Here is a 13329-nt window from a genome sequence, read left to right on the forward strand (position 1 = left end):
GCCGGTCGGCTCAGGCCCTACCTGTCTCGGGTCGCCCGGTCCAACGCGCGGTCCAGGACGACCAACAGGGCGTCCCGCACCGAGAGTCGATCCCGGGCATCGAACTGCACCAACGGCACGTGGTCACCGATGGCCAGCGCCCAGCGGATCTCGCTCAACTCCAGGGCCAGCCGCCCGTCGAACGCGTTGACGCCGACCACGAACGGCAAACCGGCCTGCTCGAAGAAGTCGATCGCCGGGAAGCAGTCGTCGAGCCGTGAGCTGTCGACCACCACCAGCGCGCCGAGCGCGCCCCGGGCCAGGTCGTCCCACATGAAGCCGAACCGGGCCTGCCCCGGCGTACCGAACAGGTAGAGCTTCAGACTGCGGTCGATGGTCACGCAACCGAAATCCATCGCCACCGTCGTGGTGGTCTTGGTCGAGCGGATGCCCGGATCGTCCACGCCGATCCCCGCGCTGGTCATCTCGGCCTCGGTGGTCAGCGGAGCGATTTCGGAGATCGCCCCCACGGTGGTGGTCTTACCCACCCCGAACCCGCCGGCAACGAGGATCTTGACCGGTACCGGTGGCGCCACCGGCGGCCGGCCGGACGGCGGCGTCGGCCCGGCACCCGCCTGGGGCCGGTAGGGCGGTGGCGGCGCGGTCGGCGGCGGGCCGGGGCGCCCGAGCGCCGGGTCGGTGCCCGGCGGCGTGCCGTAACGGGCGGCGGCGCTGTTGCCGGCGAGCCCCCCGATCGGGGCGACCGGCCATTCAGGAGATCGCACGAAGTCCATCAATCACTCGCAGGATGAGGTCGGGGTTGAAGGCGTCGTTGCCGTCGGTGACGTGCACGTCCAGGTGCCCGGCGGCCCGCAGGTCGCCGACCAGCACCCGGGTCACGCCGAAGTGCAGCCGGGTCCGGGCCGACAACTCGGCCACGGAGATCGGCTCGGCGCAGAGCGCGATGATCGCCTGAAGCTCCGGCGCCAGCAGGGCGGTCGACGTGCCGGTCCACCGACCGTCGTCGGCGCGCAGGGTCACCTGCGTCTCCAGCCCGATCGCCGGGTCCACGCTCTCCACCCGTCCGGAGGTGAGCACGAACGGTCGTGGACCCGCCGGACGGCCGTCCTCCGGCTCCGGCTCCGGCGCCGCCGGCGTGCCGCCCCCACCCGGGTGCGGCGTGCGCAGGTAGGGGCGGATCCGGACCCGCGGCTCCGGGTCCGGATCCTCGCCGGCGACCTCCGGGGTCATTGCTGGACGGCGTTCTTCAGCTCGACGATCAGCCGCGGGGTGAGCGCCCCACCGGCCCGCCCCGCGAAGAGCGTCATCTCGTACGCGACGGTGCCCAGGTTGGCCGACCGGTCGGCGACGACGCCGAGCACGGAACCGCTGCTGATCGCGCTGATCAACAGGTAGCCGTCGGCCATGTCGACGATCACCCGGTTCAGGCCGCCGAGCGCGTACCAACTGGCCGCCCCGCCAGCGAGGCTGGTCATGCCGGAGACCACGGCGGCCAGTCGCTCGGCGTTGGACCGGTCCTTGATGGCCGACATGGCCATCAGCAGCCCGTCCGAGGAGACGGCGATCGCCTCCAGCACCCCGGCGGTGCTGGAGGTGAACGAGTCGAGCAGCCAGTTGAAGGTGCGAGCCTCGGGGCTGAGGTCCCCGGCGGCGGGCTGGCTCTGGTGGTCGACGTTCTCGTGCAGGAAGGGGCTGGTCACCGTGATGATCCTTCTTCGTTCCGGCGGTCTGGGCTGACTTCACGGAGGGCGCGGGCGACGCCCGCCTCGAACTCGGTGATGAGGTTGCGGACCTCGGCCGGGTCGCCGGGGTGCGGGCTGGTCGGCGGGCAGGGCGGGGTGACCGTGAGGTTCGCTCCGGGCACCCGGCGGCTGAGGTGGGGACGGTCCAGTGTGGCCTCCGTCGGGCCGACGGTGTGAACCACCAGGGGGTCGGTGCTGTCCGGCGTGGCGGGCAGGTCGATGGTGACGGTCTGCTCGGCCCGGCGTACACCGGCCTGGAACGCCTCGACCAGCGCGCGGGCGGCGGTCGGGTCCGCGCTGGTGGCGTCGACCGGCCCGACCGGCGTGCCGGCGGCGGCGAGGCTGGCCCCGGGCACCCGTTGCCGGACCCGAGGGCCGGTGGGGGTGCCGGACGGCTCCCGGCTCTCCAGGGCGGTGGCCGTGCGCGGCTGCCCGACGCCCGCCGTTCCCCGGGCCGGCCGCCGGGGCAGCCCGGCGTTGGTATCCGTCAGGGCCGTCGGGGCGTGTGCCGCGTCGACGGTGGCCGCCGTGTCGGCTGGCTCCCGGGCACCGAACGCGTCCCAGGACTGGCCGGACTCCAGGCTGCGGGTGGCCCGGCTGAGCAGGTCCGTGTCGAGGCTGGCCGGCGCGGCGACGACGGCGCTGGAGCGGGCACTCGGAGCCGAGTCGATGGCGGCGGACGGGCGTCGACTCCGGTCCGGCACCGCGGCCCGGGCCACGGTGGCCCCGGCCCGGTCGGCGCGGCGCAGCACCAGCGACGCCGACGGGATCTCCACCTGTGCGGTCACCCCGCCGCCCACGGTGGCGGTCAGGTTCACCGCCCAGCCGTGGCGTCGGGCCAACCGGCTCACCACGAAGAGGCCGAGCACCTCGGTCGGCGCCAGGTCGAGGCGTTCCCGTCGGGTGAGGCGGGCGTTCTCCTCGAACAGCCGCTGCTCGGTCATGCCGATGCCGCGGTCCACCACGGTGATCCTGGCACCGGCGTCGGAGGCCTCACCGGCCACCAGCACCCGGGTGTGCGGCGGGGAGAACACTGTGGCGTTCTCCATCAGCTCGGCCAGCGCCAGGACGAGGTCGCCGACGACCGCTGGCGCGGCTGCGATGCCGGGCGGCACCTGCACGTCCACCCGGGTGTAGTCCTCGATCTCACCGAGCGCCAGCCGGACCACGTCCGCCAGCGGCACCGGCGCGGTGTGCGCGTCGGCTCCGGCCGAACCGGAGAGCACCACCAGGCTGCCGGCGTTGCGCCGCAACCGGCTGGAGATGTGGTCGAGCCGGTACAGGTGCTCCAGGCGACCCGGGTCGGCCTCCTGCTGCTCCAGCCGGTCGATCAGCGCGATCTGCCGACCCACCAGGTTCTGGGTACGCCGCCCGACGTGGCCGAACATCTGCGCCACGTTGCGCCGGCCCGCGATCTGCCGCTCGACCAGTTGGGCCGCCGTGTTCTGCACCCGGTCGAAGGCCCGGGCCAGGTCGCCGATCTCGTCGTTGGCTCGAATGTCCACCGGCTCCAACCGGACCGACTGGGTGCTCTCCGCCTCGTCGTCGGTGACCCGGACCAACTCGGCCTCGGCGACTCGGGCGACCCGGTCGGCGGAGCGGGTGAGCCGGGTCAGTGGCCGGGCAACCGTCCGCGCGACCGCCGCGCTCAGCAGCACCACCAGCGCCAGGATCAGCGCCGCCGCGCCGCCGACCAGGTACGCGGCGGTCAGCGCCCGCCGTTGTTCGGCGGTGACCTCGGCGAGTACGTCGGCGACCAGCTTCTTCTCGACGAACTGGCCGAGCCGGATCATCGAGCGGACCGAGGGGAAGAGCACCTCCAGCGGCACGTCGCGGACCGCGCCGTCCGGGTCCCGGGCACTTGTCACCAGGAAGTCGGCGCTGGTCCGCGCGGCGACCGCCGAGTCGAGGAGCAGGGCCACCTTGAGCTGCTCGGGTGTGATCAGGCTGCGGAAGCGCCGGCTGTCCACCTGGAGGGCGGCGACGCACGCCACGTACCGGGCGCTGGCCTGCGGTGTGCCGGTCGCCTTCACCACCACGCTCAGCGTGGCGCACGCACCCAGACCTTCGTCGGCGCGCAGCAGCCCGTCCAGGGCGAGCACCTGGCGGCCGGTCAACGTGTCGGTGTCCACGCCGATCGTCAACCGGAGCGATTCGATCATCGCGGTGTTGACGGGCCCGAACCCGTCCATCACCTGGCCCGGGTTCGCGGTCCCGGCCAGCACCGCCGTGCGCAGGTCGATGAGGCCGGACACCCCGTCGAGGGCACGATCGACCTCGTCGGTCAGCGCCTCGCCGCCTCCGAACCGCAGGTCGGTCACCCGGTCGTCCACGTCGACGGACTTGCGGATCAGTTCGGAGCGTTCGACCCGACCGAGGAGGAAGCCGACCGAGAGGACGCGCTCCTGCTGGAGGTCCTGGACCAGGCTGCCGACCTGGCTGGCGAGCCGTACCCGGTCGGTGATGTCACTGGCGCGTTGCGCGGCCGCCACCCGGTCGAGCACCACGGGCACGGCGAGGCCGACCATGCTGAGCAGGGGGATCACCACGAGGAGCGCGAGCTTGCCGCGGATCCGGAGCCTACCGAGAAGCATCGAATGGCCCCCAGTGCGCGATCTCCGGGTTCTGGGCCGCGCCGACGGGTTGCAGCGGTCGCTGGTCGGCGGGTCTACCCGTGCCACCCGACGGATGCCAGAGGTCGCCCGGTGGCGGGGTGCCGGGGCTGTCCACGTCCGCGGAGGGCAGCACGGCCGCCCGGCGTCGGGCCCGACGACCGGCGGCGATCAGCAGCGTGGCGAGCCAGGCCAGCAGCAGCAGGGCGACGGTCCCGGCCCCGGCGGTGACCCAACGCTCCCGGTCCAGCCCGTCGATCCGTTCGACGAGCAGGGCGTCCAGCTCGCCGAGGATGACCGGCTGGAGCTGCCGGGCGGCGTTGCGCGAGTTGAGCGCGGCTGCGGCCAGTTGGCCCTGGTCCACCACGCCGGTGTCGGGGGCCGGGGCCGAGTACGCGGCCAGCGCCTCCACCGACCGCTGGTAGGCGTCCAGTGGGGTCAGCACGTTCGCGCCCAGGTCGGTGCTCTCCGAGCTGTCCACCGCCGCGCGCAGGTTGTCCACCACGTCGTTGGCGGGGCCGAGGGCGGACACCCGCAGGCTGGTCAGTTCGACCATGCTGCGGGGTCGTTCGGCGGCCGGCCGGCGGCTGGCGAGCGTGCCCAGGTCGGCGAGCCGGCCGGCGGCCACCACCGCCTCGGGCAACTCCTCGCCGGCGCTGTCCTGGAGGAAGTACGAGTCGGCGCCCTGATCACGGATGAGCCCGGAGCTCGCCCGCACCTTGTCGTGCAGGTCGAGCAGCAGGTCGGTGACCTCGCCGTACGCGGTGTAGGCGGATTCCGGGTCGGCGGGGCTGCGGTCGCGCAGCGCCTCCAGTTTGGCCCGGAGACCGGCCCAGCGCTCCTGGCTCCGCAGTTCGGCGCCGATGCGAGCGTCCACGGTGGCGGCCTGCTCGACCGCGCGGGTCAGCGGCTCGCCGGGGACGGGCCGGCCGCTGACCGCCGCCGACTGGGCCTCCACCAGCGCCTCGGTGACCGGGGCGAGGGCGCGCAGGTACTGCACGCCGAGCCGTTCCCGGGCGGTCAGGTCCCGTTCGTCGCCGGTGTGCCGCCAGCTCTGGGCGAGCAGCAGACCCAACGGTGCCAGTAGCGCGGCGACGAGCAGCAGCGGCAGCAGCCGACCCATCATGGACGTCCGTCGACGGACCCGCGGCGCGGGGACTGTCATGGTGTGTCTCCTCCGGCGTCGGGTGGGGGATCGACGCGGTTGCGGGTCGCCGACGAGTCCCGTCCGCCGGACCGGAAAACTAATCGACGCTGCCGGGGTGGAGCCGCTGCCAGCGAGTCAGGTTCGCGTCAGTTCGAGCGATGTCACCATTCGTCCGGGTTGTCGACACGCTGTGTGGCATTGGCGGGTGTGACATGAAGGGATCGAGGTGGATATCTGAGGAAGATCGGAATTCACAGGATCCGAACTCAACTCACTGGCACGCGCCGGACGATGGGCGGTCGCACCCCACCCGATCACCGATCGGGGCAACCGGACGGACGTACGGCGGATCTCAGCCAGCGCTCAGGCTGTGGGCCGTACCGTGTGCCGCATGAGATCGCCATCGCCGGCCGCGTGGTTCCGGCGTGCCCTGCCCACCCGCCGTCGCGTGATCGCCGCGGCGGCGGTCGTCGTGCTGCTGGCCGCCGCCGTCACCTGGGCGGTGTGGCCACGGGAATCGGGCGTACGCACCCAGAGCGCGATGCTCACCGTCCGCTCCGGACCGTCCGGTGACGAGCCCGTCGACCTGGACACCACTTTCTACCTGCCGGCCGAGGCGTCGTCCGGTCGGAAGGTGCCGGCGGTGCTGCTGGCGCACGGGTTCGGCGGCACCAAGGAGTCGGTGCGCTCCGACGCGAAGGAGTTCGCCGGGCGCGGGTACGCGGTGCTCACCTGGACCGCGCGGGGCTTCGGCCGCAGCGGCGGCGAGATCCACCTGGACAGCCCGGACTACGAGGTGCGCGACGCCGAGCGGCTGCTGGACTGGCTGGCCGCCCGGCCCGAGGTGCGAACCGACGCCCCCGGCGACCCGAAGGTGGGCGTGGTCGGCGGCTCGTACGGCGGTGGGCTGGCGCTGCTGCTGGCCGCCCAGGACCCCCGGGTGGACGCGATCGTCCCCATGATCACTTGGAACGACCTGTCGCGTGCGTTCCTGCCGGAGAGCACCGGCCGGGAGCCGACCGAGGGCGTGTTCAAGAAGGGCTGGGCCGGCCTGTTCTTCGGCGGGGGTGGCAACGTGGGTTCCGGCCCGGCCGGGATCTCCGGCGGCACCTCCGAGCAGCCGCAGGGCGCACCGGAGTCGGCCGGCCCGCCCAGCCCGGGGCCGGGCGCCGGCCCGGGCACCGGTCCCGGTGGGGCTCCGGCCGGCGCGGCCGACCCGTCCTGTGGTCGGTTCGCCGCCGACGTGTGCGCCGCGTACCTGCGGATCGCCACCACCGGCCAGGCCGACCAGGCCGCCGTGGACCTGCTTCGCCGTTCCAGCCCGGCGGGCGTGCTGGACCGGATCAAGGCGCCCACGCTGCTGGTGCAGGGCGAGGCGGACACCCTCTTCCCGCTCGGCGAGGCCGACGCCAACGCGAAGGGCATCGCCGCCGCCGGCACCCCGGTGCGGGTCGCCTGGTTCACCGGCGGCCACGACGGCGGCGCCGGCCCGAGTTCGGATTCGGACCGGGTGAAGTTCCTGACCGTCCAGTGGCTCGACCACTACGTCAAGGGCGAGGGCGACGCGCCCGGCGACGACTTCACCTGGTCGCGCATCGCTGGCTTCGACGCCCTCGACCGGGGTCTGGTCGCCACCGGCTTCCGTACCGCCGACTACCCGGGCCTGGGCGGCGACAGCCGCCGCGAGATCACGGTCGCCGGCCCGGCCCAGTCGATCGCGAACCCGCCGAACGGCAACCCGGCGGCCATCTCCTCGATCCCGTTCGCCGGTGGGCTCGCCTCGCTGCTCGGCGGAGTGGCCGGCGACGTGCCCGGCCAGCACGCCCGGTTCGAGTCGACGCCGCTGACCGACGCGGTGGACGTGGCGGGCGCGCCCACCGTCACCCTGCGGGCCGCGTCGCCGACGGGTGAGGCGGTGCTCTTCGTCAAGCTCTACGACGTCGACAAGGACGGCGCGGCCACCCTGCCGAACGGGCTGGTCGCCCCGGTCCGCCTCACCGGCCTGCCGCAGCGGGTGCAGGACGCCCGCCCGGTCACCGTGACACTGCCCGGGATCGTCCACCGCGTCGAGGCCGGGCACCGGCTGCGCCTGGTGGTCGCCACCTCCGACCAGGCGTACACCACGCCGGCCCAGCCCACCGTCTACACGGTGGCGGCGGACGGCGCGGTCAGCCTGCCCACGATCAGCGGCGAGCCGATCCCCACCGCCGCGACCGTGTGGCGCTGGGTGCTCGCCGGCCTGCTCGCCGCCATCGCGATCGGGCTCGTCGTGGTCGTCGCCGTGGTCCGCCGCCGGCACCGCCGCCAGGACCGTTCGGTGCATCCGGAGTACGCGGACACGCCGCTGGCCGTGCGCGCACTGCGCAAGGAGTACGCGGACGGCTTCGTGGCAGTGTCGAACGTCGACTTCGAGGTGCACCCGGGTCAGGTGGTGGGCCTGCTCGGCCCGAACGGTGCCGGTAAGACCACCACACTGCGGGTGCTGATGGGGCTGACCCAGCCGACCGCAGGCGAGATCTACGTCTTCGGTCGTCGGCTGGTGCCCGGCTCGCCGGTGCTCTCCCGGATCGGCGCGCTGGTGGAGGGGCCCGGTTTCCTGCCGCACCTCTCCGGGCTGGACAACCTGAAGGCGTACTGGAAGGCCACCGGGCGCCCGGCGGAGGACGCGCACTTCGACGCGGCGCTGGAGATCGCCGGACTGGGCGACTCGGTGCACCGGAAGATCAAGAACTACAGCCACGGTATGCGTCAGCGGCTCGCCATCGCCCAGGCCATGCTCGGGCTGCCCGAGCTGCTGGTGTTGGACGAACCGACCGACGGGCTCGACCCGCCGCAGATCGCCGAGATGCGCCGGGTGCTCCAGCGGTACGCCACGGACGGCCGCGCGGTGCTGGTCTCCAGCCACCTGCTGGCCGAGGTGGAGCAGACCTGCACGCACGCGGTGGTGGTGAACAAGGGTCGGATCGTGGCGTCCGGGCCGGTGGAGGAGATCGTGGGCGAGTCGCCGAGCGTGCTGTTCGACGTCAGCGACCCGGCGGCGGCGCGGGCGGTGCTGGACGGCCTGCACGGCGTACGGGTGCTGCCGGAGAGCGACGGGCAGTTGGTGGTCGACACCAACGGCACGGCCCGCAGCGAGGTGGTGGCCGAGCTGGTGCGCGCCGGCATCGGAGTGGACCGGGTGGTGCCCCGGCGCCGCCTGGAGGACGCGTTCCTCGCCCTGGTGGGCGAGAACTCTCGGGGAAGCGGTGACCGGTGATGGCTGGCTCTTCCGTCGACACGCCGCTGGGCGTGACCGACCCGGCCGGTGCGGCCCGCGGTTACCGGCCGTCGGCCACCATGCCGTTCGCGGCGGAGTTCCGCCGGCAGGCGTCCCGGCGGCGGACCCAGCTGGCGCTCGGGTTCATGGTGCTGCTGCCGCTGATCATCCTGATCGCGTTCCAGTTCGACTCGGGCGGCGACGACGACAACGGCCGCAACGAGTTCTCCAGCCTGGTCGAGTTGGCCACCTCCGGTGGGCTCAACTTCACCCTGTTCTCGATCTTCGTGTCGGCGTCGTTCCTGCTGGTGGTGGTCGTCGCGCTGTTCTGCGGCGACACGGTGGCCAGTGAGGCGAGCTGGGGAAGTCTGCGCTACCTGCTGGCGATCCCGGTGCCCCGCGCCCGGCTGCTGGCGGTGAAGCTGGTGGTCGCGCTCGCGTACTCGGGATTGGCTCTGCTTCTGCTGGCCGGCACCGCCCTGCTCGCCGGCACCCTGCGCTACGGCTGGTCGCCGCTGCGCAGCACGGTCGCCGCCGAGCTGGAACCCACCGAGGGGCTGCTCCGGTTGCTGGCCGTGCTCGGCTATCTGGCGGTCGTCCTGCTGGTGGTGGCCGGGCTGGCGTTCCTGCTGTCGGTGACGACGGACGCCGCGTTGGGCGCGGTCGGTGGTGCGGTGCTGCTCTGGATCCTGTCCAGCATCCTGGACCAGATCACCGCCCTGGGCGCGGTGCGTGACTTCCTGCCCACCCACTTCAGCACGGCCTGGCTGGGGCTGCTCTCCACCCCTGTGCAGACCGACGACGTGGTACGCGGATGCATCTCCGCGATCAGCTACGCGACGCTGTTCTGGGGGTTGGCGTTCTGGCGTTTCACCCGCAAGGACATCACGTCATAGCCGGCTGATCTCGTTGCCGGCCGGTCTCACAGCCGGCTGTCGGGTGGGCTCACCGAGGACGGCACCGCGCTCGGCGCCGGCGGCGGGGCCGGCCGCGTCGGCGCTGGCGTCGACGGCTCGGCCTTCTTCCAGGCGCTGACGCCGATCCGGCCGGTGTTACCCAGGTCGATCGGCCCCTCCGGGTCGACTTCCTGGGCCGGCTGCCCGGCAGCGGGCGCGACCATCAGGTACGCCCCATTGGTCGCCACGACTGTCGAATCCGTGACCAGGTTGCGCCAGAGCACCACGGCGGTGGCCCGCTCACCGGTTCGCAGCGTGACCTCGTGGGGCGGCTGGTCGAAGCCCATCGTGATGTCCTTCGCACCGTTGACCACCCGCAGAACGATCGGCTGGCGCTCCTCGTCCAGCACCTGCAACCCCGGGTAGCCGTTGAGTCGATAGGGCTGCTCGCCGCAGTTCACCAGCTCCAGGCCGAGGGCACGTAGGCCCATGGCCGCGTCTCCGCCGGTTGCCCGGATCCGGATGCCGGATTCCGGGCATTCGGCCAGCGGGTCGCCGCTCGCCGACGGGCTCGGTGCGGTCCGGCCGTCCCCGCCCTGGCCCCGATGGTCGCCAGGAGTGCAGGCGCCGAGCAGGAGAACCACCGCGAGCGCCGCGCCGATGCGTCGCCGCGCTGCCCTGTCGTGCGAGATCATCCGCTGATCATCGCTCATGTCGACGTCCCACCACTGCCCACGGCCCGGCATCCCTCCAGGGCCCGGCATCCCTCCGCGGCCCGGCCTGCCCGAGGTCCCTCTGCGGCCCGGCTTGCCCGCCGCTGCCTGGCCTGCCGGCTGCCTGCCGCCCGCCTGTCCGGGCCCTCCTGGCGTGCCTTTGGAGCTGAATCGTTCGCGACATCGCCCGCCTGCTCGCCTATCGCCGTCTGTTGATCCACTCCATTTCGCCGACATTGCGGCATCCCGCGACCTGGTCACCCCAATATCGGGGATATGGAGTTGACCATGCATGCGCAGGGTCTGCGAGCCGTAGCGGCCCGCATGTCGGTCGGGGGGAGTTGGCGGATCGGCGGGTGGACGCAGCCCGCGCTGGTTTGCCCGGACAGGCCGGTCGCGGCGGCCATGGCGAGGCACGGGTTGATTCTGTGCTGTGGGGTGACGACGACAAGCCGGCCGTGGTGAGTCGAGGCGGGCGCGGGTCGGCGCGATGGGCAGTTCAACAAGCTGTACGGGCAACTGAACAGGCTGTATCTTAAAGTTCGGGAGCGCTCCCACGACGCCAAGTTGGTGGGGCGTGCAGCTCAAGTTCTTGCATAGGTGCAGCTGGCGGGGCGTGGGTGCCACGCATCTGCCGCTAGGAAGGCTCTCGGCCGCGAACACTTTTCCGAGATGTTTTCGGCCAGGATCTTCCCACTAGCAAGGAATTTATATACTTCAATCCCTTCCTGCCTCATCATTGACGGGTATCTATCTCTGTCGATGGAGGTCTCATGAACTTGTCTCGGCTCGGCGGGCCGATCCTGTCCCTGTTCCGCATCGTGACCGGCCTGCTGTTCGCGTTGCATGGCCTGTCCTCGATCTTCGGGTTGTTCGGCGGCAACCCCATGACCGGCAAGGCGATACCCTTCGGCACCTGGCCGGGCTGGTGGGCAGCGCTGATCCAGCTGGTCTGCGGCGCGCTGGTGCTGGTCGGGCTCTTCACCCGACCCGCCGCGCTTCTCGCGTCTGGCTCGATGGCGTACGCCTACTTCGTCGTGCATCAGCCTGAGGGCCTGCTGCCGCTGCACAACGGCGGTGAGCTCTCGGCGCTCTTCTGTTGGTCGTTCCTGCTGGTCGCGGCGCTCGGGCCGGGCTCCTGGGCGCTCGACACGCTGCTCGTCGGGCGTCGCGCCGATTCTCCATCGGCGCCAGCACCTGCCTCGTCGGCCGAGCCCAGCTCCGTACCCGTCTGACCGCACACGTGCCGCGCGCTGCCGGAGCCTCGATGGGGCGGCTCCGGCAGCGCGCCTGGCGAGGGGTCATTCCTTTGCTGATGTCGCAGACGATTCAGCTCCATAGCGTGCGCCGGTGACATGTCCCACCTGCCCGGCGCTACGAGCGTGCTGACGGGCGGGGCGACGCGGCGTCAGGCCGGCGGCGAGGGCAGCGCGGCGAGTGCGCTGGCGGGCAGGGGCAGCGTGGCGTCGGGCTGGCGAACGAGGGTGGCGCGGCGAGTGCGCTGGCGGGCGGGGGCGGCGCGGCGTCAGGCCGGCGAACGAGGGTGGCGCGTCAGGCTGGCGGGCGGGGGCAGCGCGGCGTCAGGCTGGCGGGCGGGGGGTGAGAACGGCGTCCAGGAGGCCGGGGTAGAGCTTGTTCAGCTCATCACGGCGGAGGCGGACGTAGCGGCTGGTGCCGGCGGCCCGGGTGCGGGTGATGCCGGCCTCGCGCAGCACCTTCAGATGGTGGCTGCGGGTCGCCTTGGAGACGCCGATATCGAAGGTGTTGCAGGCGTGCTCGCCGCCCTCGGCGAGTGCTCGCACGATCTGTAGCCGCACGTCGTCGGCGAGCGCGGCCAACACCGCGGTGACCGGTACGGCGGTCAGGTCCGGTTCGTGCAGCTCCACGTGACCAGTGTAACCGTTGTTCGACAATCCTCGAACCAGCTCCTATGGTCGGTGCCGTTGGTTCGAAGATACTCGAACATTGGAGCTGACGATGCGATCCCGTGCCGCCGCCTATCCGCTGCTCGCCGTGCTCAGCTGGGGCGCGATGTTCCCGATCCTGGCTACCGCTCTGACCCGGGTGGACCCGCTCAACCTGACCACCGTCCGGTACCTGCTGGCCGCCGTCATCCTGGTCGCCATCCTGCTGCTCCGGGAGGGCGCGACCGCGCTGCGGCTGGGCGGTCGGACGGTCGAGGTGGTGGCGCTCGGCGTGATCGGCTTCGCCGGCTTCAACCTGCTCACCAGCCTGGCTCTCGACCATGCCGCCCCGCAACAGATCGCCCTCTTCGTGGCCACCACCCCCGTGATCACCCAACTGGTCCGCTGGGTCCGCGACGGCGTACGCCCAACGCCGCTCTTGCTGGCCCTCTCCCTGGTGGCGCTCCTCGGAGTCGGCCTGGTGATCACCCGCGGGAGCCTGGCCGGTCTCGGCCAGTTCGGTCTCGGCGGGCTCATGATGATCGGCGCGGTGCTCGGCTGGGCGATCTACACCCACGGTGCCAGCCGGTTCGGCGACTGGTCGCCGCTGCGCTTCACCACCCTGACCGCGGTCACCGGCACGGCCGCCATGCTGGCCGTGAGCATCGGCGCCGACGCCGTCGGGTGGCAGCACGTGCCGGCCGCCGCCGACCTCGTGGCGGTCACCCCGCAGTTGGCGTACGCCGTGATCGTCGCCGCCGTCATCGCGGCGCTCGCATGGAACACCGGTGTGCAGCGACTCGGTTCCGCCAACGCGGCCCTGTTCATGAACCTGGTGCCGGTGGTCACCTTCGTGGTGCAGATCGCCCGCGGCTACCGGCCGGAGCCGGTCGAGCTGGTCGGGGCCGCCATCACCATCGCCGCTCTGGTCGCGGCGAACCTCGCCACGCGCACCCGGCCCTCGGCACCGCCCCGGCCGGCGGCGGTCACCGACCCGGTCGCGGTGGTCGATCCGATGGCGGTGACCGCCCGCTGACCACCCGTCCTGACCTGGTCGAC

At 72.5% G+C, this 13329-nt stretch carries 11 protein-coding genes; 4 read left to right on the top strand and 7 right to left on the bottom strand.

All coding sequences use genetic code 11. The annotated features are described in order from the left end of the window. Positions 1 to 17: 17 nt before the first annotated feature. From ABZ808_RS23295 to ABZ808_RS23315, 5 genes are read right to left on the bottom strand one after another with little or no spacing between them, the layout of a single operon-like run. A complete protein-coding gene (locus tag ABZ808_RS23295; protein ID WP_357010142.1) occupies positions 18 to 773 on the bottom strand; it encodes an ATP/GTP-binding protein in 756 nt (251 codons plus the stop codon). Further along, positions 751 to 1230, bottom strand: a complete 480-nt coding sequence (locus tag ABZ808_RS23300) for a DUF742 domain-containing protein (RefSeq protein ID WP_357010145.1) — start codon at positions 1228 to 1230, stop codon at positions 751 to 753. The genes ABZ808_RS23295 and ABZ808_RS23300 overlap by 23 nt, the downstream gene beginning before the upstream one ends. Next, entirely contained in the window at positions 1227 to 1700 is a 474-nt protein-coding gene (locus ABZ808_RS23305; RefSeq protein ID WP_357010148.1) for a roadblock/LC7 domain-containing protein, read from the bottom strand. The genes ABZ808_RS23300 and ABZ808_RS23305 overlap by 4 nt, the downstream gene beginning before the upstream one ends. Further along, positions 1697 to 4336: a nitrate- and nitrite sensing domain-containing protein gene (locus tag ABZ808_RS23310; protein ID WP_357010151.1), complete on the bottom strand. Its 2640-nt coding sequence runs from the start codon at positions 4334 to 4336 to the stop codon at positions 1697 to 1699. The genes ABZ808_RS23305 and ABZ808_RS23310 overlap by 4 nt, the downstream gene beginning before the upstream one ends. Beyond that, entirely contained in the window at positions 4323 to 5519 is a 1197-nt protein-coding gene (locus ABZ808_RS23315) for a hypothetical protein (protein WP_357010154.1), read from the bottom strand. Before ABZ808_RS23315 ends, ABZ808_RS23310 begins: the two co-directional genes overlap by 14 nt. Positions 5520 to 5892: 373 nt before the next feature. On the opposite strand from ABZ808_RS23315, the gene ABZ808_RS23320 reads away from it, so the two are divergent. Next, positions 5893 to 8757, top strand: coding sequence for an alpha/beta fold hydrolase (locus ABZ808_RS23320; RefSeq protein ID WP_357010158.1), 2865 nt, complete (start codon positions 5893 to 5895; stop codon positions 8755 to 8757). Beyond that, positions 8757 to 9653, top strand: coding sequence for an ABC transporter permease subunit (locus ABZ808_RS23325; protein ID WP_357010160.1), 897 nt, complete (start codon positions 8757 to 8759; stop codon positions 9651 to 9653). The genes ABZ808_RS23320 and ABZ808_RS23325 overlap by 1 nt, the downstream gene beginning before the upstream one ends. A gap of 26 nt (positions 9654 to 9679) precedes the next feature. Here ABZ808_RS23325 and ABZ808_RS23330 read toward each other — a convergent pair whose 3' ends face one another. Then, positions 9680 to 10366, bottom strand: a complete 687-nt coding sequence (locus ABZ808_RS23330) for a DUF4232 domain-containing protein (RefSeq protein ID WP_357010162.1) — start codon at positions 10364 to 10366, stop codon at positions 9680 to 9682. A gap of 773 nt (positions 10367 to 11139) precedes the next feature. Here ABZ808_RS23330 and ABZ808_RS23335 point away from each other — a divergent pair. Beyond that, entirely contained in the window at positions 11140 to 11601 is a 462-nt protein-coding gene (locus tag ABZ808_RS23335) for a DoxX family protein (protein WP_357010165.1), read from the top strand. A gap of 345 nt (positions 11602 to 11946) precedes the next feature. Here the strand turns inward: ABZ808_RS23335 and ABZ808_RS23340 are convergent, their stop codons facing one another. Continuing rightward, entirely contained in the window at positions 11947 to 12252 is a 306-nt protein-coding gene (locus ABZ808_RS23340; RefSeq protein WP_357010168.1) for a metalloregulator ArsR/SmtB family transcription factor, read from the bottom strand. Between the two features lie 91 nt (positions 12253 to 12343). Here ABZ808_RS23340 and ABZ808_RS23345 point away from each other — a divergent pair, with 91 nt between their 5' ends. Next, the gene (locus ABZ808_RS23345) at positions 12344 to 13306 is read left to right on the top strand and encodes a DMT family transporter (protein WP_357010171.1); all 963 of its coding nucleotides are present in this window, start codon (positions 12344 to 12346) and stop codon (positions 13304 to 13306) included. Positions 13307 to 13329 lie beyond the last annotated feature (23 nt).

The sequence above is a fragment of the Micromonospora sp. NPDC047527 genome (genome assembly GCF_040643015.1).
Taxonomy (GTDB): domain Bacteria; phylum Actinomycetota; class Actinomycetes; order Mycobacteriales; family Micromonosporaceae; genus Micromonospora.

Bases quoted from the DNA above. Each gene is read 5' to 3' on its own strand.
- ABZ808_RS23295 (WP_357010142.1), bottom strand. From the start codon at position 773: ATGGACTTCGTGCGATCTCCTGAATGGCCGGTCGCCCCGATCGGGGGG.
- ABZ808_RS23300 (WP_357010145.1), bottom strand. From the start codon at position 1,230: ATGACCCCGGAGGTCGCCGGCGAGGATCCGGACCCGGAGCCGCGGGTC.
- ABZ808_RS23310 (WP_357010151.1), bottom strand. From the start codon at position 4,336: ATGCTTCTCGGTAGGCTCCGGATCCGCGGCAAGCTCGCGCTCCTCGTG.
- ABZ808_RS23315 (WP_357010154.1), bottom strand. From the start codon at position 5,519: ATGACAGTCCCCGCGCCGCGGGTCCGTCGACGGACGTCCATGATGGGT.
- ABZ808_RS23320 (WP_357010158.1), top strand. From the start codon at position 5,893: ATGAGATCGCCATCGCCGGCCGCGTGGTTCCGGCGTGCCCTGCCCACC.
- ABZ808_RS23325 (WP_357010160.1), top strand. From the start codon at position 8,757: ATGGCTGGCTCTTCCGTCGACACGCCGCTGGGCGTGACCGACCCGGCC.
- ABZ808_RS23330 (WP_357010162.1), bottom strand. From the start codon at position 10,366: ATGAGCGATGATCAGCGGATGATCTCGCACGACAGGGCAGCGCGGCGA.
- ABZ808_RS23335 (WP_357010165.1), top strand. From the start codon at position 11,140: ATGAACTTGTCTCGGCTCGGCGGGCCGATCCTGTCCCTGTTCCGCATC.
- ABZ808_RS23345 (WP_357010171.1), top strand. From the start codon at position 12,344: ATGCGATCCCGTGCCGCCGCCTATCCGCTGCTCGCCGTGCTCAGCTGG.